Origin of the sequence: Lamprobacter modestohalophilus (assembly GCF_016583905.1) — a bacterium.
Classification (GTDB): domain Bacteria; phylum Pseudomonadota; class Gammaproteobacteria; order Chromatiales; family Chromatiaceae; genus Lamprobacter; species Lamprobacter modestohalophilus.
On the sequence record NZ_NRRY01000020.1, the window covers coordinates 1 to 26,063 of the forward strand.

Sequence of the window (26,063 nt, forward strand, 5' to 3'; positions counted from 1 at the left end):
CGTGATGGCCCGGTCTTTGTGAGTCTCTGTCATTGGTCTGCTCCGCTACCTTGGTTGACGATGGGTTCTCATCATCGCTTATTGTGCCCGCTCGGGGTGTGTTGGAGGAGCGGGGCGGACCATTCCATTACCGAGGTCTCGGGCGTGGATGCAGGCGTCGTTTGCCCACAGTGAGAATCGGTAGGGCAGGTTGGCGTCGATCAAGAAGCGCGCCATCAGGCCACGCGTTCAAGACTGTAGCGATGGGCCATCATGTCTGCGGCGAAGCGGACACAGGCGTCGATGTCCGCATCCTCTAGCGATGGATATTGCTGGAGGATCTCCTCACGAGAATCCCCGGCGCCGAGATAGCCCAGCACGGTTTCGACGGTGATCCTTAAGCCGCGAATGGTCGGCCGACCGTTGCAGAGATCAGGGTCGACAGTGATGCGACCGTCGAGGTAGCTGAGGGTTTCGCTGGCCATCTGAGCGTTGACTCCTGTGCAGTCGGTAGGGTGTTGGCGCATTTCGGCGCACAGCCGATCATCCTGGAGTTTATCAGCCGCGGATCATGCGCTCGACGCGCGGAGGAGATTTGAAAACGATCAGCGGGCCTTTTATCCCATGTCTTCAACGCATCGCGCCGACTGGAGACCAGGCTTCAGATCGGCCGACCATCGACCCGGGATGCCAACAGCATCGGGCCGATAACGACCAGGAAGGCGGCGAAGGCGCCGCTCCAGAGTAGGCCCGAGAGCAGCATCCAGCTCCCAGGGTTGCCTTTTATCTGACGTTCGCGTTAGATTAGTGCTCCACGCCAATCGGAGGTCAACCATGTCGACGAAACTTCTGCTGCACACCAAACAAGCCTTAGACAACGCTGCGCGGGCTGCGTTGAAGGATCACCTTCAAGCTGAGCTGGCAGGCGAAACGCGCTTGGAGCCATCGACCAAACCACACCTGTTGTTTGCCTTGTATGATCCCGCGCGAGCGACCTCACAGCAGCTCCTAGCCGTGGTGCAGAAGCGGGACCTGTCAGCACGCTTCGTTGACCTGTGAATCGCGCTGGCTCTAGCGGGGTGTCATGACCATGAAGATCGGCGCCATCGCCGCGCAGCTTGGTACCACGGTGCGCACCCTGCGCTTCTACGAAGCGCAGGGGCTGGTGCAGCCGCAGCGCACGCCGGGCGGAACCCGGCTGTACGATGAGGCGGATGTGGCCCGTTTTGCCGCCGTGCTGGCGCTGGCCCGTCTCGGCTTCTCGCTGCAAGAGCTGGCTGCGCTGGCCGCTGTGCGTTCGCAGCACGAGACCGGGGATGCGGCGAGCCGTGATGTCCTGGCCCGTCTTGCCGCCATGGATCAAAGCCTCGCCGCGCAAGCGGCCGCCATTAAGACACAACGGCGCGATCTGGCCCAAGCCCAAGCGCTGGTGCGCCGCTGCCAGGGCTGCACGCAGCGTCCGCTGCGCACAGTCTGCGATCAATGTGAGGTCAGTCGTGGCGTCAGCGACAGCCAGATCCTGCAGCTGGTTTGGGAGGCCCCGGTCCGTGATTGAGGTGCAGCTTGATTGGTGTTATCGATGCGACTGGCCGGACGGCTTTGGCGCCCGTGGCTGGAAGCTCGCCTCGGCGATCGATGATCCGAACATCATCGCCTCGACACCAGCCACCGGCGATCAGATACCCACTGCGGTGTTCATCCACGACATCCTTGATCACGCTCTCTGTGGGCTACCGCCGAGTGGCCATCGGGCTGAATCGATCGCGCTGCTGCAACTCGCTGCGCGCACCGGCGCTGATCCGCGCCCGGATCTAGCGCAGATGGTCGATGAAGACCTGCTGCAGGGCCAGGCCAGTGGCGAGCCGCTGGACAGCCTCCTGCCGGAGGATCTCAAGCCCCAGCGATTGGACAGGCCATACAGCGGCCGGGCGGTCATTCAGCCTCTGATCGATCGGCTGGGCCCTGAGGTCGTGCGATCGCGCTTGACCCAACACCTGTTCGAGATCGGTGTCGCAGGCGCTGCAAAAGCCGAAACGGCCTATCGTGCGCGGGGGCTTGAGTACGAGCGCCGGGGTGCCCTTGGGCTGGTGCTACAACGGCTTTTTACAGAGGCCGACCGGCGGGTCTGTGAGGCCGGTTGGCACCAGGCCTCGGGTTTGATCGCGATCAGTCAGGAGCGTTGCGCACTGCGCGTGCAATCACCGCAAGCATGGGCCGTTGCGAGCCAGTATTGATGTCATGCGCTATGCGCAATGGTCTTGAGCAGAAAGCCCTGCGTGATCATCACTGCTGAGTGTCCGCTTATGGAAGACGCGACCTTCATGGTCACGCCGAGCCTTTAACCTGTCAGGCCGTTTTGTGGAGCTCGTGATAATCACGGATGGAATTCAGCGCGTCTTTTTCTGTTTGCTGAGCCTTGTACAGATCCCAGCGGATTTGCAGGTTCAGCCAGAAATCCTCTGACATGTTGAAAAACCGCGCCAACCGCAGCGCGGTGCTGGGTGTGACGCCACGACGCTGATTAACCAGTTCGTTCACACGCTGGTACGGCACCTGGATGGCGTCTGCCAGTTCACGCTGGGTAATGCCCATGGGGGTCAGAAACTCCTCCAGGAGCATTTCACCGGGATCTGTGGGTTGGCGTTTGGTCGGTATGCGCACCATCTTGTCACCTCAGTGGTCATCGGTGATTTCAACATCGGCGGGCCCGGATGGCGTCCAGACAAAGCAAATCTTCAGATCGGCCGACCATCAACACGCGGTGCCAACAGCATCGGGCCAATGACGACCAGGAAGGCAGCGAAGGCGCCGCTCCAGAGCAGACCCGAGAGCAGCATCCAGCTGTTGTACTGCGCCGGCCAGAGCAGCGGAAACGCAACCCGGATCAGCGCCGCGAGGTTGATCGCAACGAAGGCCGCCGTCATCGACGGCGACGAGGCCATTGCCCGGCCCGTATGTCCCAAGGTCACCCGCACCATCATGCCGAGGGTAAAGACGCCGATGGCTCCCGCAGTCAACGCGTGCAGGGCGACATTGGGCGCAAGCAGGCCAAGCTCGGCGCCGGCATCCAGGATCAACCCAACAATCAGCCAGAGCGCACCCGCGTAGAGCACGGCGAGGATCGGAATCCGCCAGGCGCGCCGATCATGCCAGCCGGCAAAGCGGGCGAGCAGGCTCAGCGCGAAGGCGAGGGCGGCGATGGCCTTCAGCATTAGCCAAGGGCTGATCAGATCGGCGGCGAGCCAGGCGCCCGCAGCGACGAAGGTCGTCACCTCGAGCCACTGATAGGACTTGGGCTCGGCGTCGTTGATCGCCGCTTTGGTAAAGAAGGGCAGCACTCGGCCGGAGACGATCAGCAGCGTGATCAGCACCAAGCCGAGCATCAGGCCATCGGCATCCAACAGACCCGCCGGCACCGCGCCCGCCGCGCTCAGATGGCTCCAGGCCGTGGCAACGGTCATCCCGCCCAAGATCAGTAAAAAGACGCGATTGACCGGATTCGGCCCGTTCCATAGCGGCTTTCGCATCGACCAGGCCAACGCCAGCGGGAAGGCGGCGGCCAGCAGGGCATCGCCCCAGACCGGCAGCGCCAGCCAGGGCAAGGCGCGCGCGATCAGCCACAGCAGCACCAGCCCCGCCAATTCGGCGCCGGACGCGGTTTCCTGTCCAGTCCAGTTGCGCACCGCCGTGAGCAGAAAGCCGGCGATCACCGCCAGCGTGTAGCCATAGAGCATCTCGTGGGCATGCCAGGCACTGCCGACGAAGCGCAGATTGATCGGCAGCAGCCCGTGCAGCATCGCTAGCCACGCGAGCAGCGAGAGGCAGCCGATCACGCCGGCGGCGAGGAAGAACGGGCGGAAGCCCAGGGACAGCAACGGGTTCTGGTTTGGCATCGGGTGACAACTAGACCGTTCGAGGGGCCTGCAATAGATTCATCGAGCCGTGAAGCACTGCGATGACATCAACTTGAGCTTCGGCGGTTTCCGTTCAGTGAACTCACATTGAGACAATCCGTACTTTTCCCTGATCTCCGACCCGTCTTTGGTCCTGCCAGACAGGATGTCTTGCAGGCCTCTCTCTATCGCGGCACGCACAGAACGCTGCCGCATCACGTGAACATATCGGCCGTGATATTGCGATACCAACCGATCGCGAACTGTACCTCGATGGCTCGGGTACGAGCATCGGCATCGGCGGCGGAGAGACCGCCGGCGCCAGGCACCGAGACGATCTCGCCGTCCTTCAGCTCATAAACCCCAGCCACCGAGATGCCGTGATCGGGCGCCAGGATGCTGTAGCAGGTGTTGACGTAAGACGGCGCGGGCGCCGGCTGGCCGTTGATCGCCGCGGCGACCGCCATCGCGCAGACCTTACCTTGGGAGTTGGCGGCATAGCCTGATTTCGGCATCGCGCCGGCCATCGCCGCATCACCGATCACGTAGATATCCGAGTGCAGTGTCGACTCGAAGGTCTGCTGATTGACCGGGCACCAGCCGCTGTCGTCGACCAGCCCATTGTTCACCGCCAGCTCGGCGGCGCGCTGCGGCGGGATCAGATTAATCACATCGGCCTCGAAATCCTCGACAGGGCCGACCAGGGTCATTGAGTCAGCGTCGATGGCCTCGATGTTGCCGCCCGCCGCAGCCGGAACCCATTCGATCATGTCGCCGTAGTGCTCCTTCCAGGCGGCTTGGAACAGCCCCTGTTTGGAAAAGGCGTCCTTGGCATCGTAGATCATCACCTTGGATTTCGGCTTGTGATGGCTGAAGTAGAGCGCGATCTGGGCCGCCCGCTCATAAGGGCCGGGTGGGCAACGGAACGGGTTGGGCGGTGCGACGATGGCGCAGACGCCACCGTCGGGCATGGCTTCCAACTGCCGGCGCAGCAGCAGGGTCTGCGGGCCAGCCTTCCAGGCGTGCGGAAGCGTCGAGTCCGCCAGCTCGGCGCTCATGCCGTCAATGCTGCTGAAGTCGAAGGAGACACCGGGCGAGAGGATCAGTTTGTCGTAGTTGTAGACGGCGCCACCCTTGCCGCGCACGAAGCGCTGCTCGGGATCGATCTCGACGATCTCATCGCCCATCACCGCGATGCCGCGACGGCTCAGGCCCCGGTAATCGAAGGTCAGGCTTTCCATGTTGCGCTCGCCCGAGAGCACCTCGTTGCTCAAGGGGCAGGAGACGTAGACCGGATTGCGCTCGATCAGGGTCACGCGCAGTTCGGGATCAGCCAGCTTCAGATACTTTGCGGCGATGGCGCCGCCGTAACCACCACCGACCACGACCACGCGCGCCTTGGGGGCATCGGCATGGAGGATGGCCGGGGCGCCGAGCAGACTGACTGCGGCACCACCCGCTGCCGCGCGACTGACCGAGCCCAGGAAGCGTCGACGGGAGGGATTCATCGGCTGTTGTGCGCTCATTTCTGGCTCTCGTAGTAGTGGGCGAGGGCTTGGATCTCGGCATCCTCGAGCACCATCACGCGCTCGGCGCCTTGGCGCTTCTTGCAGCTCTCGCCGCGCGCGCGACAGGTCTCCAACGCATACTGGATGTACGGACCCCATTGGCCGGCGAGCCGCGGTGAGCGGGCATCCTGGCCGCGACCACCGTCGGCATGGCAGCTCTCGCAGCGCTGCTGGTGGATCAGCTCGCCCTGGTAGGCCAGCTCGCCGTCGATTGGCCGTTCGGTTGAGACCCAGGGCCGGTCAGCAAAGAAGCTGGCGATGGCGGCGATCTCCTGATCGCTGTAGCCGCGCATGATGCGGCCCATGATGGTCGAGGGGCGAACATCGTCTTTGTAGTCCTCGAGCACCTTGACCAGGTAGCCCTTATCCATGCCGGCGATGGTCGGCATCGCCGCGCCAGCGCTGGCACCATCGGTGCCGTGACAGCCGGCACAGGTGTGGGAGAGCATGGCTGCGGAGCGCACGCCCTCGGCTTGAGCGCCGAGGGCGAAGCCGGCGAGCAGCATGGCTAGCAGCCAGGCCTGGGATGGCAAACGGGGGCGCCATCGCGCCGCGGTCGTCTGTCGCAGTCGTTGGCTGAGCCTTCGCTCGGGTGTTGGGCAACGGGTTGTCATCTCAGCGTCTCCTCGCAGCGCTCGCGGTGGTCTCCGTGACATTTTGGCCGCGGCATCGATCGGGTTCTTGATCCGTCTCAAGCCTGCGCCGAGGCGAGCTAATCGATTGATAGATGTCAATTCGAGCTACACTTGATCCCGTTGCAAAGGCTGCCCAAAAGCCTGTTCGAGCCCGCCCGCTCATCCCTCCGGAGCCGACCATGAAGCCTGCCATCCTGTTCGTCGTCCTGCTGTTCGCGGTGATCCTGAACCAGTTGTTCAATCGCACGGGCGCTGATCCCGACGCCGACTTGGTCACCCGCCTTGCACAGCTCGAGGCACGCACGGAGCTGCTGACGAAACGGTTAGCGGACTTGGAGCAGGCTGCGCAGGCCGCTGTTCCATCAACAAACCAGCCCGCCACCACAACGGCCGCTACGAGCAAGGATTCAGCGGTTGATTGGCGCCTCGGCGCCGGGCTGCAAGGCGACCCGCTGCGGGTCGCTGCGCAGACCTTTGATCAGCGTCGCGGACGCATTGAGGTCTTGCTGGAGATCAAGGCGCCGCTGCCGGATGCCGATGCTTGGCCCCGGCAGCCAGGGCTGCAGGTGCCGGTCATCATGATCGCTAGGGACAGCAGCGGAGCCGTCGCCGCCGAGCAGGCGCTGACCCTGATACGCGGTGCGAGTCAGGAGCCAGGCGTCTATCTGCATCTCGGCGCTGAGTTATCCGAGCAAACGGCGGATCGCGTGCAGGTGATCGAACTCCACCGGAGTCGATGATCGCGGGGCTAGGGCTGAGGCCGCGTCATGAATGTCAGCGGGCCGCTTCGTGCCGTTTCCCTGCCGCGGTGTCACTGTTCCTGGGGGCTGATGGTCTGCCCATGCGGGTCATCGAGCCGGCTGTAGAAGCTGCTCTTGCCAGGCGCGTCCTGCTCTGGGTCGTATTGCATCGGTAGGCTGTGGGCGATGCCCTTATGGCAGTCGATGCAGGTCAGCCCGGCATCCTCGGCCTGTTGATGGCTCTGGCTGCTGCGGTTCTCTTGCTCGGTGTAATCCATCGAGTCGAACTCGTGGCAGTTGCGGCACTCGCGTGAGTCGGTCTTCTTCATCTGACTCCAGACGTTCTGCGCGAGCCGGAAGCGTTCGCCCTCGAACTTCTCCGGTGTGTCGATCGAGCCTTTGAAGTGGTGGTAAAGCTCTTTGGTCGCCTGGATCTTGCGCACCATTTTGTGCGTCCAGTCCTTGGGCACGTGGCAGTCCGGGCAGGTGGCGCGAACACCGGTGCGATTGGTGTAATGGATGGTGTCGGTGTATTCCTGATAGACGTTGACCTCCATCTCATGACAGGAGATGCAGAAGGTCTCGGTATTGGTCGCCTCCATCGCGGTGTTGAAGCCGCCCCAGAAGAGGATGCCGATCGCGATACCGATCGTCAGGAGGATCAGCATGGCTTTGCGGCCGCGTTTGGGCTGTGCGTGCTTGGCTTGGTCGGACATGAGGCCTGCCCCGGTGATAATGAGGATGCGGTGTGAGTGTGGGGATCGATGTGGGCTCGACGCTCAGCGCTCGCCGAAGACGTTCTCGACCAGCGGCATGGCGCCGGCCTGCGAGGCATGGCACTGGGTGCAGAAGTAGCGCCGTGGTGCCAGCCCGTCGAGCTGATTGCCGTCGCGGTCGACGCGATGGGTATCGGTGTATTTCGGCGCCTTCGCTGTCTCGAAGGTGGCCGGGCTATGGCACTTGAGGCAGCCGTTCTGGCGCAGATCGATGCTGTAGTTATCGATCGGGTGCGGGATCATCGGCGGCTGTTCTTCCCAAGCCACACCAAAGCCACCAGGTACCGCGAGCGTGGGCTTGTTCAAGGCGTCATCGGCATCGTCGGTGACCGCGTGTCCGCGCAGTGAGGTGACCTCTTCGGCAGCAACAGCGGCGGCGTAGAGCGCGGCGAGGCCGATGAGGCTGGCTGCAACTGATCTTTTCATGGCTGTCTCCGCCGTTGTCGTCAGTGTTTCATCAGTGAGTGGTGCTGGTGCTGGAATGGGCCAGATGGTTCGAGCGGTTGCTCAACCCGCTGGAGCCTTGGTTGCTCGGCCGGCTGATGGGTTGGTCGCTGGACCTGCTAGCCGGGCGGCTGCTGGATCGGCTGGGCGCGGCAGTGACCGCTTCGGGCGCGATTTCTGGCGCTGCGGGCAGAGTCGCCGATCCGCGCCCGAGGCGAAACCGGAACACGTCCTTGCTGCAGACATCGATACAGCGTCCGCAGTTGGTGCAATCCTGGCTGCGGATCACCGGGCCGAGACCCGGGCTGGCGCCTTTCAGCGCCGGCTTGATGACTTGCGGCTCGGGGCAGATCTCGAAGCAGTCCATGCAGTCATCGCAGTGCTCACGGCGCGTTGCGGTGACCCGGATCTGAGCTCCGGCGCCGATCAGTCCATAGAAGGCGCCGACCGGGCACAGATGCCGACACCAGCCGCGCCGGACCAGGAGCAGGTCGTAGAGAAAGACGGCAGCGATCACCAGCCAAGCGAGGCCCATGCCCCAGAGCCCGCCGAACACCAGCCCGCGATGCATCATCGAGACCGGATTCACCAGCTCCCAGGCGATGACGCCGGTGGCGAGCGGGAACAGCAGCACCAGGCCCAGCAGCCACCAGCGCAGCTGTCGCGACAGCCGACCACTGGCACGAATCCCCCAGCGTCGCCTAAGCTCGGCGGCAAGGTCGGTGACCAGATTGACCGGACAGGCCCAGGAACAGAAGGCCCGCCCGCCGACGAGCGCGTAGAAAGCGAGCACGATCAGCGCCCCGACCAGGCCGCTCATCACCGGCAGCGAGCCGGAGAGCATTGACTGCGCCAGCAGCAGCGGATCGGTGAGCGGCAGTGCGTCCAGGGTCATGCTTGCCGACAGATTGCCGGTGACCAGCCAGATGCCCGCGACCGGGCCGAGCAGGAACAGACCCAGCAGGCCAAGCTGACTAGTACGGCGCAAGATCAGCCATTTGTGGGCCTTGAGCCAGCCTTGTTCGGCGGTTGCGCTCTGGCCAGGATAGTCGTGCATAAACCGGTCTCGTAGGCGGCGTACTGAGTGTGTTTAGACGCTGTTCTGAGTCTGTGTGAAAGTCGTGCCCAGGGCTTGCATCGGTCGTCTTCAAGGCGGTCTAGGGTTGTGAGCGTTGTTAAGGGCTGTTGTGAAGAACTGGTTAAGGCTGATACGCGTTTAGGGCTTATTGAGTGTGTCAAGCGGATTGCTCGGAAAGGGTGTGGCGTCCTCGATCAGCCCCTCGCCGCCATGGTCGTAGCGCATGCCCTCGGGCAGGTTGTAGCGATGCTCGGCATCCGGTGTGACCAAGGCGCCGCCGGCCTGCTGTTGCTGCTCCCAGCCGAGCCGATAATGCTTGCCCAGCTCACCCTGGATCAGATGCCGCGGCAGGACCTTGATGGCCGCCTCGTCGAGGATGCAGGCCTCTTCGCACTTGCCGCAGCCGGTGCAATGCTCGGAATGCACCACCGGGATAAAGCGCGCGTGCTTTCCGGAGCGCAGGTTCTGCTCAAGATCGAGTGTGATCGCCTCATCGCGCAGCGGGCAGACGTTGTAGCAGACCTCGCAGCGCAGGCCCTGAAAGGCGATGCAGGCCTCCTGATCGCTGACGATGGCGAGACCCATGTCGGCGTCGTTGATGTCAGTGAGCGCATGATCCAGCGCATTGGTCGGGCAGGCGACCACACAAGGGATGTCCTCACACATCTCGCAGCCGGCCTCACGGGCGATGAAATAGGGCGTCCCGGTCGGGATCGGCTGCTCGAGCCTGGCCAGATGCAGCATCTCGTACGGACAATCCCGAACGCAGAGGCCACAACGGATACAGGCACCACTGAACCGATCTTCATCCAACGCACCCGGCGGTCGCAGCGCCCAAGCCGGCAGACTCGAAGCCTGACGGCTATAGAGCCCAAGGCCAAGCCCAACCAGACCGACACCAGCGGCGGTCCGCAAAGAGCCCAGCAAAAAGTCACGACGCATCATCCCAACGCTCCACTCACCACTAACCACTAACCACTAACCTCTAACCTCTAACCACTCATCAAGCGCGCTCGACCTTGCAGGCGCACTTCTTGTAATCAGTCTCCTTCGACAGCGGATCGGTGGCATCCAGTGTGAGCTTGTTGACCAAGCGGTTGGCATCGAACCAGGGCACGAACACCAGCCCATTCGGCGGCCGGTTGCGGCCGCGGGTCTCAACCCGGGCCTTGATGGTGCCGCGCCGGCTGCTGATGGTCGCCATCTGGCCGTCGCGCAGCCGGCGCTGTTTGGCGTCGTCCTTGCTCATGTAGATCACCGCGTCCGGCACCGCGCGATAGAGCTCTGGGACGCGGCGGGTCATCGAGCCGGAATGCCAGTGTTCGAGCACGCGCCCGGTGCAGAGCCAGAGATTGAACTCCTCATCGGGGCTCTCGGCGGCGGGCTCATAGGGCGCGAAGATGATGTTGGCGCGGCCGTTCTTGTTGCCGTAGAAGTAGACATCGCCCTTCTCGACCTCGGGGTTAAACTGCGCCACATGCGGGTCGTAGCCCTCGCGGAAGCGCCACAGCGTCTCCTTGCCGTCGATCACCGGCCAGCGCAGCCCGCGCGTCTCGTGATAGGCCTGGAATTCGGCCATCTCATGGCCCTTCTTGAGGATATCCGGCGCCGAGTTGAAGCGCCGGTATTCCTCGAACAGCCCTTTCTGCACGTAATAGCCGAAGTCTTGGCTCTCGTGATTCTGGTAGTGATTGCCGCGGCTATCGGTGATCTGACCCTCGTAGGGGAAGGCATCGACCTGGCCGTTGGCGTAGAGCACTTCATACAGGGTCTTGCCGGCGTACTCCGGCATTTCCTCGATCAGCGCCGGTGGCCAGACCTCCTCGACCTTGAAGCGCTTGGCGAACTCCATGATCTGCCAGAGATCGGATTTCGACTGCCCCGGTGCTGCGGTCTGCTCGCGCCAGAACTGGGTGCGCCGCTCGGCGTTGCCGTAGGCGCCTTCCTTCTCCACCCACATGGACGTCGGTAGCACCAAGTCGGCGGCCTGCGCCGAGACCGTCGGATAGGGATCGGAGACGGTGACGAAGACCTCGGGATTGCGCCAGCCGGGATAGGACTCCTCGTTCAGATTGGGCGAGGCCTGCATGTTGTTGTTACACAGTTGCCAGTAACAGTTCATCAGGCTGTCTTTCATCATCCGGTGCATCAGCACGGCGTGATAGCCGACCTTGCCGGGGATGGTGCCGTCCGGCAGTTTCCAGATCTGCTCGGCGAAGGCGCGGTGCTCGGGCTTGGTCACCACCAGATCGGCCGGCAGCCGATGGGCGAAGGTGCCGACCTCGCGCGCGGTGCCACAGGCGGAAGGCTGGCCGGTGAGCGAGAACGGACTGTTGCCTGGCTCGCTGATCTTGCCCATCAACAGGTGCACGTTGTAGCAGCTGCCGTTGACCCAGACGCCGCGAGTGTGTTGGTTGAAGCCCATGGTCCAGAACGAGCTGACCTTCTTGTTCGGGTCGGCATAGACCTTGGCCAGGCGCAACAGATTCTCTTGCGGCACGCCGGAGAGCTCGGAGACGTACTCCAGCGTGTAGGGCTCGACCTGCTTGGCGAATTGCTCGAAGCTCGAGGGCAGTTTCTTGCCGACGCCGGCGTGGGCCGCCTTCTGCTCCAAAGGGTGCTCGGGCCGCAGGCCGTAGCCGATGTCGGTGGTCGCGGTCTCGAACTGGACGTGCTTGTCGATGAAGTCTTTGTTATAGCTTTTGGTCTGGATGATGTAGTTGGCGATGTAGTTGAGGATCGCCAGATCGGTCTGCGGGGTGAAGATGATCGGGTTGTCGGCCAGCTCGTAGCAGCGGTGCTCGAAGGTGGAGAGCACATGCACCTCGCAGTCGGACCGGCTCAGGCGGGTATCGGTGAGCCGCGACCAGAGGATCGGATGCATCTCGGCCATGTTCGCGCCCCAGAGCACGAACACGTCGGCATGCTCCAGGTCGTCGTAGCAGCCCATCGGCTCGTCGATGCCGAAGGCGCGCATGAAGGCGCCGACCGCCGAGGCCATGCAGTGGCGCGCATTCGGATCGAGGTTGTTCGAGCGCAGGCCGCCCTTGAGCAGCTTGCTCGCCGCGTAGCCCTCCCAGACCGTCCATTGGCCGGAGCCGAACATGCCGACACGCGAGGTCATCTCATCGACCGACTTGCCTTCATTTTCGGCCTGGCTGCGCTTGATCGCGCGCTTCCAGTGCTCGGCCATCACGTCAAAGGCCTCGTCCCAACTCACCGCCTCGAAATTGCCTTCCTTGTCGAAGACGCCGTCCTTCTTGCGCAGCAGCGGCTGTGTCAGCCGATCACGGCCGTAGAGGATCTTCGGTAGGAAATAGCCCTTGATGCAGTTCAGGCCACGGTTGACTGGCGCGTCTGGATCGCCCTGACTGGCGATGACCTTGCCGTCCTTGGTGCCGACCAGCACCGAGCAGCCGGTACCGCAGAAGCGACAGGGCGCCTTATCCCAACGGATGTTCGGATCGATCTCCGGGCGCTGCTCGGCGGCCGAGAGCACGCCGATGGGCAGGCTCACGCCTGCGACCGCAGCAGCGGCCAGGGCCGCCTGCGCCTTGATGAATTCACGCCGACTGATGGTCACTGGCTGTCCTCCGAGAAGACGGGCAAGGGGGCGGGCGAGGCTGTTCGCTGAGCGGCTGACGCCTCAGCGTGCAAAGCGCGCGGTGATGTGCTGAACGCGGAAGCTTGCAAGGCGGTTGGGGATGCGGCTTGCGTGACTGCGGGCGCGTGATCGGGTGCTGCGGAGAGCGCCTCGGCCGCGCAGTGGTAGATGAGCAGGGTGCTGATGACGCCGGGTACCGCATTGAGTCCGGCCATGACATCGGCGGCCTTGGAATCGACTGTGTCTTCCAGGGTGACGACCAGCTTGCTCTCGGCGACGCCGGCAACCACCTCGGCGCCCGGTTGTCGGCTGATTCGAGCGGCCACGTCGCTGCCCTGACCCGGATGCGCGTAGACCACGCAGCTCAGGATGTCACCAGCCATGTCTTCCTGCATCGCATTAAACTCGCATCGGCCATCGTTGTCAGAGAGTGATAACGGTTCGACTCGGATGGGTTCTTGATGCGCCTCAAGCCTGAGCCAGGGCTGGCGCTTTGATTGATGAGTATCAATTCGAGCCTTGGTCGCACGCGCGAGTAACGGCAAGTCCTGCTTGCTGCGAGAGCAGCCAGCCGCTCGGCTGATCCTGAATGGCGGTCGGTCATCAGGTGCAGGCTGGCGCGAATGAACGCGGCGCCTGTGCGTTGCCTGCATCAAACACAAGGGCGTTCTGTGCGTCCATCTCGTTGGCCTCTAGCCCCCCAAGCCGACGCAATTGCTCAAGTGAGGGAATCCGAATCCTGCGGCGCTCGACCCCGATCAGCCCGCGCCGCGCTAGCCCATGCAGCTCGCGCGAGAAGGTTTCGGCGGAAAGATTCAGGCTGGAGGCGACCACGGTCTTGGCTGCCGGCAGCTCTAGGGTGGCGCGGTCCGGCTCATCCTCATCGCTCTGGGCATCGCGCAACAGCATCGCCGCGACCCGTTGCGCGGCCGAATGCAGGCAGCAGGCCTCAAGGTCTGCGATCAGCCGTTGCGAGCGTTCGGCGACCAAGCCCAGCATCAGATGCGCAACCTCGGGCCAACGCTCGATGGCGCTGCGGACGCGCTTCAAATCGACGACCATCAGCCGGGAATCCATCAAGGCCTCGGCGTGCAGCGCGCAGGGCCGCCCAAGGAAGGCGGCTGACTCGCCGAAGGTGCGACCCGGGAGGACGATGTCGAGCACCCGCTCGGCGCCTTCGGCGGACAGCAGCGAGAGCTTGACGCGGCCACGCAGAAGCAGATGAAAGCCATCCAATGGCTGACCGCGCTCACAGAGCACCTGTCCGCGGGTCGCGGTGCGTTGATGGCAGCCCGCAGCGAGATAACGCAAGCCATCCGCTGGCACTGACGCGAATCCAGGTGTGGTCTCCAGCAGCGGCAGGCAGGTCTTCTCGCGGTCGGCGTGGTTCATGGCGATGGCCAGTCAAAGCTTGATTCAGCTCAAGCCTAACCGGTTGGGACGAGGGTGCAAGCCAGTGAACATCCGACCAAAGGCGTGCGGGTTACCCCCTTTTGGTTAGATAGAGTCTTGGCTAAACGATTGTTTTTATTGGTGATGGTCTGACCCCTTGCAGGCTCGACCCAGGCCAAGTTGGTACCTCCCGCTTTTTGGAGGTAGTCCCCTTTCGCTCCCCGTCGGCTTGGCGTAGAACCTCATCCATGCCTTCAAACTCGGCCTATCCAAGACACTCGCTTCTGCTGACTATCGGCCTGTTGATGGGCTTTATCCTGGCCCTTGGGCTGGCAGCAATGATCGGTGCCATGCTGGTCGCGCAGGTCAATCAGGGCATGGCCTCGGCGGTGAACCAGTCCGGCACCCTGCGTATGCAGTCGTACCGCATCGCGGCGGTGCTCACGGACTCGTCGCTGCTGGCCCGCGAGCGAGCCGAGCGCGTGCGGCAGCTTGCCGATGAGCTGGAGCAGCGCTTGGCGAGTCCGCGGCTGACCGAGGCGCTCCCGAACGCGGTGGCTGATCCGCTGCGCATCGCCTATGAACAGGTCGCCGAGCGCTGGCACCAGGTGATGCGCCCGGCGCTCAAGGCCGAGGCGATCGCGAGCGGTGGATTCGTCTATCGCGCCCAGGTCGATGCGTTCGTCGAGCAGATCCATACCTTGGTGCGTGTTCTCGAAGACCGCGCCGAGCAGCGCATCGAAGGGCTGGCCTGGATGCTGGCGGGCGCCTTGGTGCTGACCCTGCTGGCGGTGCTCGTGACCCTCTGGTTATTGCGGCGCCGAGTGGTGCGGCCGCTCGAGGCGCTGCTGCAGTGCGCTGATCAGGTGCGGCAGGGTGACTTCTCGGCGCGGACCGGTTTCGTTGGTGAGGATGAGCTTGGGCGACTCGGTGCGGCGATGAACCTGATGACGCGAGGCCTTTGGAACATCTACAACGAGCTCGAAGAGCGGGTCGCCGAGAAGACCCGGGATCTGGCGCGCAGCAACCATTCGCTGCAGCTGCTCTACCGCACCAGTCGCGCCTTGGATGGCGCCATGATCTCGGATCAGACCCTGCGTGCGGTGCTGCTCGATCTCGAGCGCGAGTTCAAGCTCGCATCGGTGACCCTCTGTCTGCGAGATCAGTGCAGCTTGAGAGGTGCTCCGACGGGTAACACAGGCGGCGGCCAGCCGACTGGCGACGCTATTGGCGACCAAGTTGGTGAGACGGTCGGCAACCTAACGGTTATGGCGTCAGCGCCACCCCAGCGGATGAATCGCGCGAGATTCACGTTAATCCGCGATTCACTTGGCGATTCACTTGGCGATGCAATTGGTGATGCGCTTGACGGTGAACTTGGCGATGGACTTGGTGATGGATTCGGCGATGCCAGAAGCACTGCCTCCGCCGATTCGGTTGGTGATTCCGGACTCTGCATCGGAACCAGACAGCCGCTGGATGCGGAAGGCACGCCGATCAGTGCCAATCCGCCGGGTAGCCCTTGTGCGATCTGCGCAGCGGTAACGACAGCGCAGAATGGCTCGATCATCGCGGTCGCGGTGGCCGATCAAGACCGCCGCTATGGCACCTTGCGGGTGGTTTGCCGCGACGGGGTGCCGCTCGAGTCCTGGCAGCAGCCGCTGCTCGAGGCCTTGGCTACGCAGCTAGCGACGGCCCTGAACCTGCAGAGCCGTATCCGCGAGAGTCGCCGGCTGGTGCTGCACGAGGAGCGCAGCATCCTCGCCCGCGAGCTGCACGACTCGCTGGCGCAGTCGTTGTCGTATCTGAAGATCCAGGCGATGCGACTCGATGGCGCGATCAAGGCGCCAGCCGCGAACGGGCAGCCGTCGCCAGAGGCCATCCTGGGTGAATTACGCGAGGGCATCAACAGTGCTTACCGGCAACTGCGCGAGCTGCTGACGACCTTCCGGCTCAAGATCGACGGCCAGGGGCTCAGGGCGGCACTGGCGCAGACCATCGACGAGTTTCGTGCCCGTGGCGATCTGGTCATCAGGCTCGACGACCAACTGCCGCCCGGCCTGCTGTCACCGAATGAGGAGGTGCATGTGTTACAGATCGTTCGCGAGGCCCTCTCCAATGCGACCCGTCATGCGCGGGCTCGTACCCTGAAGGTGCGTCTGGACGTGGATGCCGACTCCCAGGCGGTGCGGGTCGAGATTCGCGATGACGGCTGCGGTATTCGCTCGACCGCACCCCAGCGCGGGCACTATGGGCTGAGCATCATGCGCGAGCGCGCCTGCAGTTTGGGTGGCGAGCTGACCCTGGATTCCGAGGCTGGGAAGGGCACGCGGGTGTTGCTGCGCTTTCGTTCCCGCTCGCGTGCTCAGGTCTAGGGTCGGCCTCACCGCAATGTTATCTCCCGACACTCAGCCTAAGCCGCCGGCAGCAGAGCGATCAACATGAAGACAATGGCCACTGAGCAGCAGCCCACGCGTGTCGAGGAGCAGCAGCCTACGCGCGTCCTGGTCATCGACGACCATCCGCTGTTTCGCAAAGGCGTCGCCGATCTGCTCGCGCTGGAGCCGAGCCTCTGTTTGGTGGGTGAGGCAGCGGATGGTCAGGAGGGGGTTCGGCTCGCCGCCGACTTGCAGCCGGACCTGATCCTGCTCGACCTGAACATGAAGGGCTGGGATGGCATCGAAACCTTGCGCCAGCTGCGCGCGGCGCCGGTGGCAGATCAGGCCCGGTCTCAGGACGCCCGCGTGCTTATGCTTACCGTCTCGGATAACGAGACCGATGTGGTTGCTGCCTTACGTGCCGGGGCCGATGGCTATCTGCTCAAAGACATGGAGCCCGAGGAGATCCTCGAGCAATTGCGCGAGGCGATGCGCGGGCGTCTGGTGATTAGCCCGCAGCTGACCGATCTGCTCGCCCGCGCGCTACGCACCCACCACGGGCCGATGGACCTCGATGAGGCCGGTCTCACACAGCGCGAGCGCGAGGTGCTTGAGCTTCTGGCAAAGGGCTTCAGCAACAAGCTGATCGCCCGGGAGCTTGACCTCGCGATCGGCACCGTGAAGGTGCATGTCAAGCATCTGCTGAAGAAGCTCGGCCTACACAGCCGCGTCGAGGCTGCGGTCTGGTGTTTGAATGCGCGTGATGGCGTCAGACCTGCGCGTGAACGGCCAGCACCGCGGTGGCCACCGCCTTCTGGATCTCGGTGATGTTATCGGCGCCATGCAAGGTCTTTGAGACCGGCTCACTAGCACCCGAAACCCACACCTTTGGATAATGTCAAGAAGGCGCCGGTCGACGCGGCCACTTAGCTGTCATTTGTGCCAGGTATCCTCGTGTCCTTAGAGACAACGCCCAGACTGGACCTTAGCTTGGAGACTGATGCCGATGCCGGACTTGCCGCGACCCGATGAAGACATGCTCCAGCGGCATCTGCGCGAGGTGCGGCAGTTGCTGGCAAAACAGCAGCTGGTTGAGGAGGTCACGCGGCGCCAGCGCATGCCGCATCAGCGACTGGTTGAGAACATCACCCATCGGCAAAACCTGGCGCGGCTTCAGCGCAAACTCGACCGTCTCCATCCGGCTGATATTGCTTACATCCTCGAGACGCTGCCGCTGGATGAGCGGCTTTACGTCTGGGATCTGGTCAAGGCGGACAAGGATGGTGACATCTTGCTCGAGGTCTCGGACGCGGTGCGCCCAAGCCTGCTCGAGACCATGGACCGCGACGAGCTCAAGACCGCGGCTGAGGCCCTGGATGCCGATGAGCTGGCCGACCTGATCCCTGATCTCCCGACGGATGTCGCCCAGGAGGTCTTGACCGCACTCGATCAGCGCGAGCAGGCGCAGGTGCGCGAGGCGATGTCCTATGCCGAGGGCACGGTCGGTGCCTTGATGGACTTCGATTTGGTCAAGGTCCGCGAGGATGTGACGCTGGAGGTGGTGGCGCGTTATCTGCGTCGTTTCGATGCCTTGCCCGATCATACTGACAAGCTGTTCGTGGTCGATCGTGATGAGCGCTTGCGCGGCATCCTCACGCTCGAGGCGCTGCTCATCAACGAGCCAGAGACCCCCGTCAGTGACGTGATGCAGGCCAGTGAGCTGATCCTGTTTCGCGCTGAGGATGAGGCGCGCCAAGCCGCCCATGCCTTCGAGCGGTACGATCTCGTCTCGGTGCCGGTGGTCGACAAACAGCGGCGTCTGGTGGCCAGGCTAACCGTCTCCGATGTGGTCGACTACATCCAAGAGGAGAACGAGGCCGAGATCCTCAGTCAGGCCGGTCTTGAGGAAGAGGAGGACATCTTCGCGCCGATCTTGCGTTCGGTGAAGAATCGTTGGGCCTGGCTCGCGATCAATCTGGTCACCGCGGTGATCGCCTCGCGCGTGATCAATCTGTTCGAGGACTCGATTGCGCAGTTGGTCGCACTGGCGGCCTTGATGCCGATCGTCGCCGGTATCGGCGGTAACGCTGGCAATCAGACTATCACCATGATCGTGCGCGCGATCGCGATGGGACAGGTGCAGCCCTCGGCTTGGCGGCGGCTGATGGTTAAAGAGCTGGGCGTCGCGCTGATCAATGGTCTGGTCTGGGGCGGCGTGATCGGCGTCTTTGCCGGTGTTGTCTACCAGAATCTGCCACTGGGGGTCGTCATGGTTGCGGCGATGGCATTGAATCTGCTCCTTGCAGCAACAGCAGGCGTGCTGATCCCACTGCTGCGCCAACGGTTGGGCCGAGATCCCGCGCTCGGCAGCTCGGTGATGATCACGGCCCTGACCGACTCCGGTGGGTTCTTTATCTTCCTCGGCCTGGCAACACTGTTTCTGTTGTAGAACCAGGTGCGCCTGGTTTTAGGCAGAGGCTTGGGTCTAGAAAACGGCCTCGATTTGAGAGGCGCCAAGCAACGCCTGGGATCAGGCTCTGCGCTGACTCAGCTGGTGGGCTAGCTCGCTGGTTGGGTCTTGGGATCGCTGAGGGGTCGCTTGCTCGATGAGCGCATAGAGTTTATCGAAAGGCATAGGACGCGCGAGCAAGTACCCTTGCAGGAGATCACAGCCTTCGCTGGCAAGGAAGGCGCGCTGTTCATTGGTTTCGACGCCCTCGGCAATGACGGTGAGCGACAGGGTCTTGGCCATCGCAATCGCTGCGCGCAGTATCGCCAGGTCCCTGGCATCGCTGACGACATCGGCAACCAACGAGCCATCCAGCTTCAAGGCGTCGAGCGGAAGCCGTTTGAGATAACTCAGCGATGAGTATCCGGTGCCAAAATCGTCCAGTTCGATGCCAATGCCCTGTTTGCGCAACTGCTCGAGGATCTCGATGGCATGATCCATGTCGTGAAAGAGGCTGCTTTCGGTGAGCTCGAGTTTGAGACGCTGGGCCGGCACCGCATGAGATGTCAGTGCCTGCTCGACCTTGTCTAGGAAGTCCGAGTCAGCAAACTGACGCGGGCTGATGTTGACCGAGAGCGAGAATTGATCGTGCAGGCCAGATCGTTGGATCTGGTTCAGATGCCGGCAGGCGGTGTTCAACACCCAGTGACCGATCGCAAGGATCAGGCCGGTTTCCTCAGCGAGGGGGATAAAGTCACCCGGGGGGACCATCCCCCGGGAGGGGCTGTGCCAGCGCAGCAGGGCCTCGGCGCCGTGCAGCGACCCATCCGGCCGGAATTGGGGCTGGTAATACAGCATCAGCTGGCCTTGCTGGATCGCATCCGCGAGCTCTTGGATGAGCGAGGTTCGCGAGTGCACCTCCGCTTCGCGCTGTTCACTGAATAGGCAGACGCGGTTGCGTCCGCTCTCCTTGGCCTCGAACATGCCAATATCGGCGCGTCGCAGGAGCTCATCGGCGCCGAGCGACAGATCATTGAACAGGCTGACGCCGATACTAACGCTGGTCTGATACGGGCATCCCCGATCCATCAACCGATACGGCTGATGGAGGGCCTGTTGAATCGCTGTGGCGAGCTGCATCGCCTTCAGTTGCGAACTGGCCCGGTCCGGGTCCAAGGCTTCCAAAATCACCACGAATTCGTCGCCACCAAGCCGGGCGACGGTATCGGCGGCGCGGACCTCATTGCTGACGCGACGACCAACCTCAACCAAGAGCGCATCGCCGACATCATGGCCTTGGGTATCGTTCAAGGTCTTGAAGTTGTCGAGATCCATCATGAGCAGCGCGCCATGCCGCTGACTGCGTTGCGAGGTGGCCAGTGCATGCTCGAGGCGATCGCGAAGCAGCCGTCGGTTGGCGAGCCCGGTCAACGGATCATAGAGCGCGAGCTTCCTGATCTGATCCTCCGAGCGTTTGCGGTCGGTAATCTCCCACAGATAGCCGTGCCAAAGGGTACCGCCATCATGCAGGCGCTCGGGGGTCGCATTGCCCTCGAGCCAGATCTCGCCGCGCTCGGGATGCTGGACCCTGTATTGATCGTTCCAGACGCGCAATGCACGGGCCGAGGCATAGATGCCGTTGGTATGGTGCTCGACATCCTCGCGGTGGATGCGGGTAAACGCGGCTGCACCGTCTTCATGCACCTGCTCCGGCCAGAGACCATAAAGGTCGATGATGCCTTGACTGACGTAGGGGAAGCGTGTGGAGCCATCCGGGCGCAATTCATACTGAAAGATGAAGCCAGGGATGTGCTCTGAGAGCTTTTTCAGCCGAGTCGAGAGCTCGAGCCGCTCGCTGATATCTTGCAGCGTGGCGGACAGACTGATCAGCGCTCCATCGGGATCGTGTTGGGCAACCATGAACTGATGGATCACACGCTCCCGCCCATCTGGCCGTTGGATGCGGTATTCGAGCTCTAGCCGGCCCGCATTCGTCTGTGCGCTTGCCTGCTCTAAGTGGGCTTTCCAATGCTCGCGATCTTCGGGCCGCACCCGGTGCTCGAGCGTCTCGAGACTTAGCTCAAAGCTGTCGGCGGTGATGCCGAGGATCTCGTGGGTCTGCTCGGAGCAGCTCAATTCCTGTGTCTGCGCATTCCACTGCCAATCCCCAACCGCTGCCAGCTCCTGTGCCGAGACCAGACGGCCGCGCGTTTCCTCGAGCTGCGCGACGGCCCCTTCGAGCGAGCCAATCGATTCAGTAACCCGTTTTTCTAGCGGCCGAAAGATTAAGATGAGCTCGAGCAAGAGTGTCAGCAGCGCCGCCAGCCAGATACCCAGCTCGAACCGCTCGATGCGCAGGATCGACTGCCGTCCGATCCGTTGGTATTCGTCAACCACCGCATCCAACATCGGCTCAAGGGCATAGGGACCATACACATTGAGGAAGATGTAGGCGGCGTTGTTCGGGGTTAAGGCCTCCATCTCGGTCGCGTAGACCCGGCGGGCGCGTTCGAGGAAGCTGTCCAGGGCCTTGTCGACGCCAACCATCGGGTCCTCGTAGATCGTGGTCAGAGTCGGGCTGGTGATCCTGGGAATCCCCGCTTCCGGGGAGCCTTCGCGCAACAAGCGATGGTTGTCTTCGATGCGGTTGATCGTCCGCCCGACCTGCGCCCGCGCCTGGTCGAAGTCTGTTTGATTCTCAGTCGTCGCCATCTGGCTGGCGAAGTAGGCGAGACGGTTGACGAGGCCTCTTTGTTGGCCGGCGAGATTGACGATCTGGGCGAAGTTTCGTTGCTGAGACACCACGTGCTGCATGGTCACGAACGAGGTCGTGACCAGGAGCGCAATCGCACTAAGCCCGATCAGGTATCGCACCCGCAGGCTGCGCGCTGTTGTCATCTTGATCACGGAGTCAATCATCCTCTATCAGCTTGGCTGCGACCATGGTCCCAATGGTCTCTGCCCACGGGATGCCGCAGAGGCTGAAGTTCGGAAAGCGGCTGGTGACGATGAGCACGACCTCGCCGTCGGGATCGAGCTCCCGGACGCGGAGTGTGGCAGTAACGCCCGCATCGTTGCCACACGATGATAACGAAGCCTGTCATGGTTCTCCCTGAGCTGATGTGCGGTACCAGGTTTCAGTGCTGGAGTCTGCCAAGCTCGAGCAAGGTTAGTTCCATGGGATTCTCGGGCCACTTGTCGCGTCGGTACCGTTGATCGGCAAAATAGACGATTCAACGTATCGATCAAGTGAACAATCTATGACAGGCGCGATGGAGGGCACCAACGCCCTTGTCGTCGAGGCGCAGCGTCTGAGGTTACCGCCAGAGATGCGCCCCTGACCGACAGCGTCAGTCCCGCGTCGCCGTCACCCACAGAAACCGCTCGCCGCCAGTCGTGAATGCGAGCGAACAGCGCCGTTCAACCGATGAGGTCGTGGCTGCGGCATCAGGTTCAGCGCGGCCAATGGCCGATGATACTCAACGACGGACGACGTCTGCGACCTCAGCGATCGCTGCCTGTGCGCCAGCAAGTTCGAACGCTGTCTCAGCAAGACCACCATCGGCATCGAGATAAGCCAGGCTGAGACTGCTCTCACAGGCTTGAAGTGCAGCGATGGGGCCGGTTGGCGCGTCCAGCCCATCCCTGTGCTCGAGCACAAAGGAGACGTAATACGCGCCGGCATGATAGAGCGATGAGGGCCGCTCCCCGCTGCGTTCCGCGAGCAGCTGAGTCAACGTCTCGCGCGAATGGCGCTGCCCTTCATCGCCGCACCACCAAGACAGGCTCGCTGTCGAGTCCAGCGCGGGGGCCTTCGCCGACGGCAGAAAGGTCACCCAGACCCGCGACTCGTTACTTGCTGCATGGATCTTCAACTGATCGCCCTGCGCGTTCTGCACCGCTGCGATCCTCACGCGGATGTCGTTGAGATCGTCGTAGAAGTCGCTCAGCGTCCAGGGCTCCTGTGCCCAGGCGGCAGCGCAGAGCGCCATACCGAAAACGATCAATGCCAAGCGCCAGGTTGCTCGCATAGGCTGCATGGTCATGCCTCATTGTGCTGGGAGCGGTGAGTGTCATCCAGCCCTGCAACACGCGACTGGCGCAGTGCATCGAGACCGAAGACCGAATCCGACAGTCTGTGGCACTCGGCGCCAAGGCTCCAGGAGAGTGGTCAATCGCTGCATGAACAGAATCGCACCTATCAACGCAGAGCACCTTTGCAGAGCACCTTTGCGGACCAGGTTTGCACCGGCGGCATGAGACTACCGATGAGACTGACCCTGCGCACAGCCAACAACAGGACATCCCGATGACCGCCAACCTTCGCCTGACCATCCTCTTCGACAACCGGCCGAGCCCCGTCGGACTGACCGCGCTCTGGGGCTTCGCCGCACTGATCGAGACCGGCGATCGAACCCTCTTGTTTGACACCGGCAGCAACGGGCGCGTATTGCTGAAGAATATGACCGCCCTTGGCTTCTCTATGGCCTCAGTCGATCAGCTGTTCCTTTCCCATCCGCACTGGGATCACATGGGTGGGCTGGACTCCGTGCTCGAGGCCAATCCGGCGCTCAGTGTGGTCCTGCACGAGGGCTTCTCCAAACACCTGATCCAAGATCTGCAGGGCCTTTGCCGCGAGGTCATTGTCGTCGGTGCCGAGCCGCAGACTCTTGCACCCGGGATCGTCTCCACCGGTCTGCTCGATAGTCAGCCGCCGGAACAAGCCCTGATCCTCAACCTGGGTGGCGTCATCATGGCGATCAGTGGCTGCGCCCATCCGGGCATGGAGCAGATCGTTGAGCGCGGCCGAGCACTGCTCGGCCAGCCGATCACGTGGGCGATCGGTGGCTTTCATCTGATGTACGCCAACGATGCTGAGATCGCCCGTTCCGTGCGGGCCTTGCAGGCGCTCGGGGTGACCGATGTACTGCCGACCCATTGCACCGGTGATGCGGCAATCGTTGCGTTTGAGCAGGCCTATGGTGAGCACTGCGTTAGCGGTGGAGTTGGGCGCCAACTAGAGCTGTGATTGGCGCTGATGTGTGCTGCCGTTGCTTGCAAACTGCTTGCAAACTGGTGCAAGGCAACCACGTGCACAGCAAATCCCCCAGTATCCTGGCCGCGTCCAGAGCGGACGAGACCGGATCTAGCCGCGACGCTCGTCCAAAGGTTGTCTTAACGTGAATCTCACGCGATTCATTTTCCGGGGTGACGCCGCGCCATGAGCGTTAGGATGGCTCGCCACAATGCATACAACAACGGCACACAACAACGCTGGCGTTGAATTGGCCCAACACATGCTTGTACGACTCTGGCTAGAGTAAGAAGCCTGCAAGCTCATGCGCTTGCTGCGTTTGGCCGAGCGTCTGTTCGCGGAGAAACTCATCTTATGACCACGAGGTCCCGTTCCAACACCATGGGCAAGGTCGAGTCGGGAGTTCTCGATCCGAATCACGAACGCCTGACCGAGCTAGAGCGCCGTTCTCTGCTGGCGGAGCAAGCGCGTGAGCAGGCGCATAGCCTGCGCTCGCCACTGAGCGTGATCGAATTGGTCTTAGAGACGCTGCAGCTCGAGCTCGGGGAGGAGCAGGGTCGCGCAGAGCGGCTCCAACGGGTGCTCGATGCGGTCTCGACCCTATCGACGAATCTGACCCAGAACGTTCGCTCAAATCGCTTCGCGGACGGACCCAAGCGACCGCTGGATGCAGCCAGGGTCGCCGCAGGGGTCGTCTTGGCGTTCGGCGGTCGTGTCGATGCTGGTGCGTCGATGCATCTCGACGATGCGGCGCTACAGTCTGAAGACGCGCCGGTGGTGCTGGCCAACGAACAAGGCTTGCAGGCAGCATTGGTGCATCTGTTACGCCTGATCGGCATTGGCAATACCTGTAACGGTGGGGGTGCGCAACAACCGGTGCTCAGCGTCCAGCAGGATCAGCATGGCCAGTGGTTGCGGCTGCGGTTGATCAGTGAAGGCGAGCCAGACGTTCCGATCCCTACTGAGCGGTCTGATTACCGGCTGATGCTCAAAGCGGTAGAGCGCGTCGTGCGTGAGAGTGGCGGCGCATTAGTGCTAGGGCAGGATCGAGCGACCCTTGAGCTGCCATTGGCGCAGACCTGAGCCTTTCTGCGGCTGAAGGATCGGCTGCGCAGCTATCAGGATTTACAGGCTCAGACTGTAAGCAAGTCAGGGCAAATGGCTCAATCAGCCAGCGTCAATATCGCGCCAGACGAGCCGATCGCGCCCCTGTTCCTTGGCTTGATAAAGCGCCCGGTCAGCGGCCTGTTTCAGGGCTTCGGCGCTGGTGACCGGTTGTTGCGGTTGGTGCATGCTGGCGCCAATGCTCAGCGTGATGTGATCTGCAACCGGTGAATAGGCATGCGGAAGAGCTAGGGCATGGATTGCCGCGCGCATCTGTTCGCCCACTTCGCAGGCGCCGTTGGCATCGGTCTCGGGCAGGAGAACGACGAACTCCTCGCCACCATAGCGAGCGACAAGGTCGGCAGCGCGGGCTGGAACCTTTGCCAGTGCTTGCGCGACGCGCCGCAGGCATTCATCGCCGGCGCCATGTCCGTAGTGGTCGTTGTAGAGCTTGAAATGATCGATGTCGATCATCAGCAGCGAGAGCGGATATTGGTGACGTGACTGACGGTTCCATTCCTGCGTCAGCTTGCGGTCGAAATAGCGCCGGTTCGGGATCTCGGTGAGGCCATCCTGCAGGGCGATCTTCTCGAGCAGATCGGTCTTCAGCTTGAGGCTGACCTGATTGTTAACCCTGGCGCGGACGATGGCCGGGTTGAACGGCTTGGAGATGTAATCGGCGGCGCCGAGCTGAAGTCCCTTGGCCTCGTCTTGGGCTTGATCCAAGGCGGTGACGAAGATGACCGGAATCGCGTGGGTCGCCTCATCGGCCTTGAGCTCGCGGCAGATGGCATAGCCATCCTGGTCCGGCATCAGGATATCGAGCAGGATCAGGTCTGGCCTTGGATCGCGCTGCGCCAGCTCCAACGTCTTGGTGGCATTGGTCGCGGTGATGATCCGATAATCGTCCTTGAGCAGCTTGGCTAGGGCGTGGATGTTGGCGGGTTGATCATCGACGATCAAGATCGTGGCGCGCTGTTCTCTCACC

The 26,063-nt window shown here is 62.6% G+C and carries 24 protein-coding genes; 9 read left to right on the forward strand and 15 right to left on the reverse strand.

The genetic code is table 11. The annotated features are described in order from the left end of the window. Positions 1–215 precede the first annotated feature (215 nt). Positions 216–464 carry a DUF433 domain-containing protein gene (locus CKO42_RS12905; RefSeq protein WP_200244583.1) on the reverse strand — a complete coding sequence of 83 codons (249 nt, stop codon included), beginning with the start codon at positions 462–464 and terminating at the stop codon, positions 216–218. A gap of 349 nt (positions 465–813) precedes the next feature. On the opposite strand from CKO42_RS12905, the gene CKO42_RS12910 reads away from it, so the two are divergent. The 3 genes from CKO42_RS12910 to CKO42_RS12920 are packed head-to-tail and all read left to right on the forward strand — an operon-like array spanning position 814 to position 2,213. Next, positions 814–1,038, forward strand: coding sequence for a hypothetical protein (locus CKO42_RS12910; protein ID WP_200244584.1), 225 nt, complete (start codon positions 814–816; stop codon positions 1,036–1,038). A 25-nt stretch (positions 1,039–1,063) separates the two neighbouring features. Further along, positions 1,064–1,534, forward strand: a complete 471-nt coding sequence (locus CKO42_RS12915) for a MerR family transcriptional regulator (RefSeq protein ID WP_200244585.1) — start codon at positions 1,064–1,066, stop codon at positions 1,532–1,534. Further along, on the forward strand, positions 1,527–2,213 hold the full coding sequence (locus CKO42_RS12920) for a hypothetical protein (RefSeq protein ID WP_200244586.1): 687 nt from the start codon (positions 1,527–1,529) through the stop codon (positions 2,211–2,213). The genes CKO42_RS12915 and CKO42_RS12920 overlap by 8 nt, the downstream gene beginning before the upstream one ends. A 112-nt stretch (positions 2,214–2,325) precedes the next feature. On the opposite strand, the gene CKO42_RS12925 is transcribed toward CKO42_RS12920, so the two are convergent. The 4 genes from CKO42_RS12925 to CKO42_RS12940 form a co-directional block, all read right to left on the reverse strand. Further along, complete coding sequence (locus CKO42_RS12925) at positions 2,326–2,643, reverse strand: HigA family addiction module antitoxin (RefSeq protein ID WP_200244588.1); 318 nt, start codon at positions 2,641–2,643, stop codon at positions 2,326–2,328. A 71-nt stretch (positions 2,644–2,714) separates the two neighbouring features. Beyond that, positions 2,715–3,872: an NnrS family protein gene (locus CKO42_RS12930; protein WP_200244590.1), complete on the reverse strand. Its 1,158-nt coding sequence runs from the start codon at positions 3,870–3,872 to the stop codon at positions 2,715–2,717. 215 nt (positions 3,873–4,087) lie between these two features. Continuing rightward, a complete protein-coding gene (locus tag CKO42_RS12935; RefSeq protein WP_242479358.1) occupies positions 4,088–5,398 on the reverse strand; it encodes an NAD(P)/FAD-dependent oxidoreductase in 1,311 nt (436 codons plus the stop codon). Then, entirely contained in the window at positions 5,395–6,054 is a 660-nt protein-coding gene (locus CKO42_RS12940; protein WP_242479359.1) for a c-type cytochrome, read from the reverse strand. The genes CKO42_RS12935 and CKO42_RS12940 overlap by 4 nt, the downstream gene beginning before the upstream one ends. A gap of 200 nt (positions 6,055–6,254) precedes the next feature. Here CKO42_RS12940 and CKO42_RS12945 point away from each other — a divergent pair, with 200 nt between their 5' ends. After that, positions 6,255–6,815, forward strand: a complete 561-nt coding sequence (locus tag CKO42_RS12945) for a hypothetical protein (RefSeq protein ID WP_200244592.1) — start codon at positions 6,255–6,257, stop codon at positions 6,813–6,815. A 71-nt stretch (positions 6,816–6,886) separates the two neighbouring features. Here the strand turns inward: CKO42_RS12945 and CKO42_RS12950 are convergent, their stop codons facing one another. From CKO42_RS12950 to CKO42_RS12980, 7 genes are all read right to left on the reverse strand, one after another. Further along, entirely contained in the window at positions 6,887–7,531 is a 645-nt protein-coding gene (locus tag CKO42_RS12950) for a NapC/NirT family cytochrome c (protein ID WP_200244594.1), read from the reverse strand. A 63-nt stretch (positions 7,532–7,594) separates the two neighbouring features. Further along, positions 7,595–8,017: a nitrate reductase cytochrome c-type subunit gene (locus CKO42_RS12955; protein ID WP_200244596.1), complete on the reverse strand. Its 423-nt coding sequence runs from the start codon at positions 8,015–8,017 to the stop codon at positions 7,595–7,597. 31 nt (positions 8,018–8,048) lie between these two features. Then, complete coding sequence (napH, locus tag CKO42_RS12960; protein ID WP_200244602.1) at positions 8,049–9,092, reverse strand: quinol dehydrogenase ferredoxin subunit NapH; 1,044 nt, start codon at positions 9,090–9,092, stop codon at positions 8,049–8,051. A 159-nt stretch (positions 9,093–9,251) separates the two neighbouring features. Then, positions 9,252–10,055: a ferredoxin-type protein NapG gene (gene napG, locus CKO42_RS12965; protein WP_242479360.1), complete on the reverse strand. Its 804-nt coding sequence runs from the start codon at positions 10,053–10,055 to the stop codon at positions 9,252–9,254. A gap of 61 nt (positions 10,056–10,116) precedes the next feature. Next, entirely contained in the window at positions 10,117–12,696 is a 2,580-nt protein-coding gene (napA, locus tag CKO42_RS12970) for a nitrate reductase catalytic subunit NapA (protein ID WP_200244609.1), read from the reverse strand. Beyond that, positions 12,693–13,112, reverse strand: a complete 420-nt coding sequence (locus tag CKO42_RS12975; RefSeq protein WP_200244611.1) for a chaperone NapD — start codon at positions 13,110–13,112, stop codon at positions 12,693–12,695. The genes napA and CKO42_RS12975 overlap by 4 nt, the downstream gene beginning before the upstream one ends. Positions 13,113–13,320: 208 nt before the next feature. Further along, positions 13,321–14,109 (reverse strand): Crp/Fnr family transcriptional regulator, encoded by a 789-nt coding sequence (locus tag CKO42_RS12980; protein WP_200244612.1) that lies wholly within the window; start codon positions 14,107–14,109, stop codon positions 13,321–13,323. Positions 14,110–14,357: 248 nt separating this feature from the next. On the opposite strand from CKO42_RS12980, the gene CKO42_RS12985 reads away from it, so the two are divergent. From CKO42_RS12985 to mgtE, 3 genes are all read left to right on the forward strand, one after another. Continuing rightward, entirely contained in the window at positions 14,358–16,484 is a 2,127-nt protein-coding gene (locus CKO42_RS12985) for a type IV pili methyl-accepting chemotaxis transducer N-terminal domain-containing protein (protein WP_200244613.1), read from the forward strand. 66 nt (positions 16,485–16,550) lie between these two features. Next, positions 16,551–17,315: a two-component system response regulator NarL gene (gene narL, locus CKO42_RS12990; protein WP_242479361.1), complete on the forward strand. Its 765-nt coding sequence runs from the start codon at positions 16,551–16,553 to the stop codon at positions 17,313–17,315. Between the two features lie 178 nt (positions 17,316–17,493). After that, complete coding sequence (gene mgtE / locus CKO42_RS12995; RefSeq protein ID WP_200244618.1) at positions 17,494–18,936, forward strand: magnesium transporter; 1,443 nt, start codon at positions 17,494–17,496, stop codon at positions 18,934–18,936. Between the two features lie 81 nt (positions 18,937–19,017). On the opposite strand, the gene CKO42_RS13000 is transcribed toward mgtE, so the two are convergent. Together CKO42_RS13000 and CKO42_RS13005 are read right to left on the reverse strand one after the other, a co-directional pair. Then, the gene (locus CKO42_RS13000; RefSeq protein WP_242479369.1) at positions 19,018–21,834 is read right to left on the reverse strand and encodes an EAL domain-containing protein; all 2,817 of its coding nucleotides are present in this window, start codon (positions 21,832–21,834) and stop codon (positions 19,018–19,020) included. A gap of 581 nt (positions 21,835–22,415) precedes the next feature. Beyond that, entirely contained in the window at positions 22,416–22,976 is a 561-nt protein-coding gene (locus CKO42_RS13005) for a hypothetical protein (protein ID WP_200244628.1), read from the reverse strand. Positions 22,977–23,245: 269 nt separating this feature from the next. Between CKO42_RS13005 and CKO42_RS13010 the strand changes: the two genes are divergently transcribed. Further along, positions 23,246–23,965, forward strand: a complete 720-nt coding sequence (locus CKO42_RS13010; RefSeq protein WP_200244630.1) for an MBL fold metallo-hydrolase — start codon at positions 23,246–23,248, stop codon at positions 23,963–23,965. A 360-nt stretch (positions 23,966–24,325) separates the two neighbouring features. Next, positions 24,326–25,054 carry a HAMP domain-containing histidine kinase gene (locus tag CKO42_RS13015; protein ID WP_200244633.1) on the forward strand — a complete coding sequence of 243 codons (729 nt, stop codon included), beginning with the start codon at positions 24,326–24,328 and terminating at the stop codon, positions 25,052–25,054. 84 nt (positions 25,055–25,138) lie between these two features. Here CKO42_RS13015 and CKO42_RS13020 read toward each other — a convergent pair whose 3' ends face one another. Then, a complete protein-coding gene (locus CKO42_RS13020) occupies positions 25,139–26,062 on the reverse strand; it encodes a diguanylate cyclase domain-containing protein (RefSeq protein ID WP_338034913.1) in 924 nt (307 codons plus the stop codon). Position 26,063: the final 1 nt, after the last annotated feature.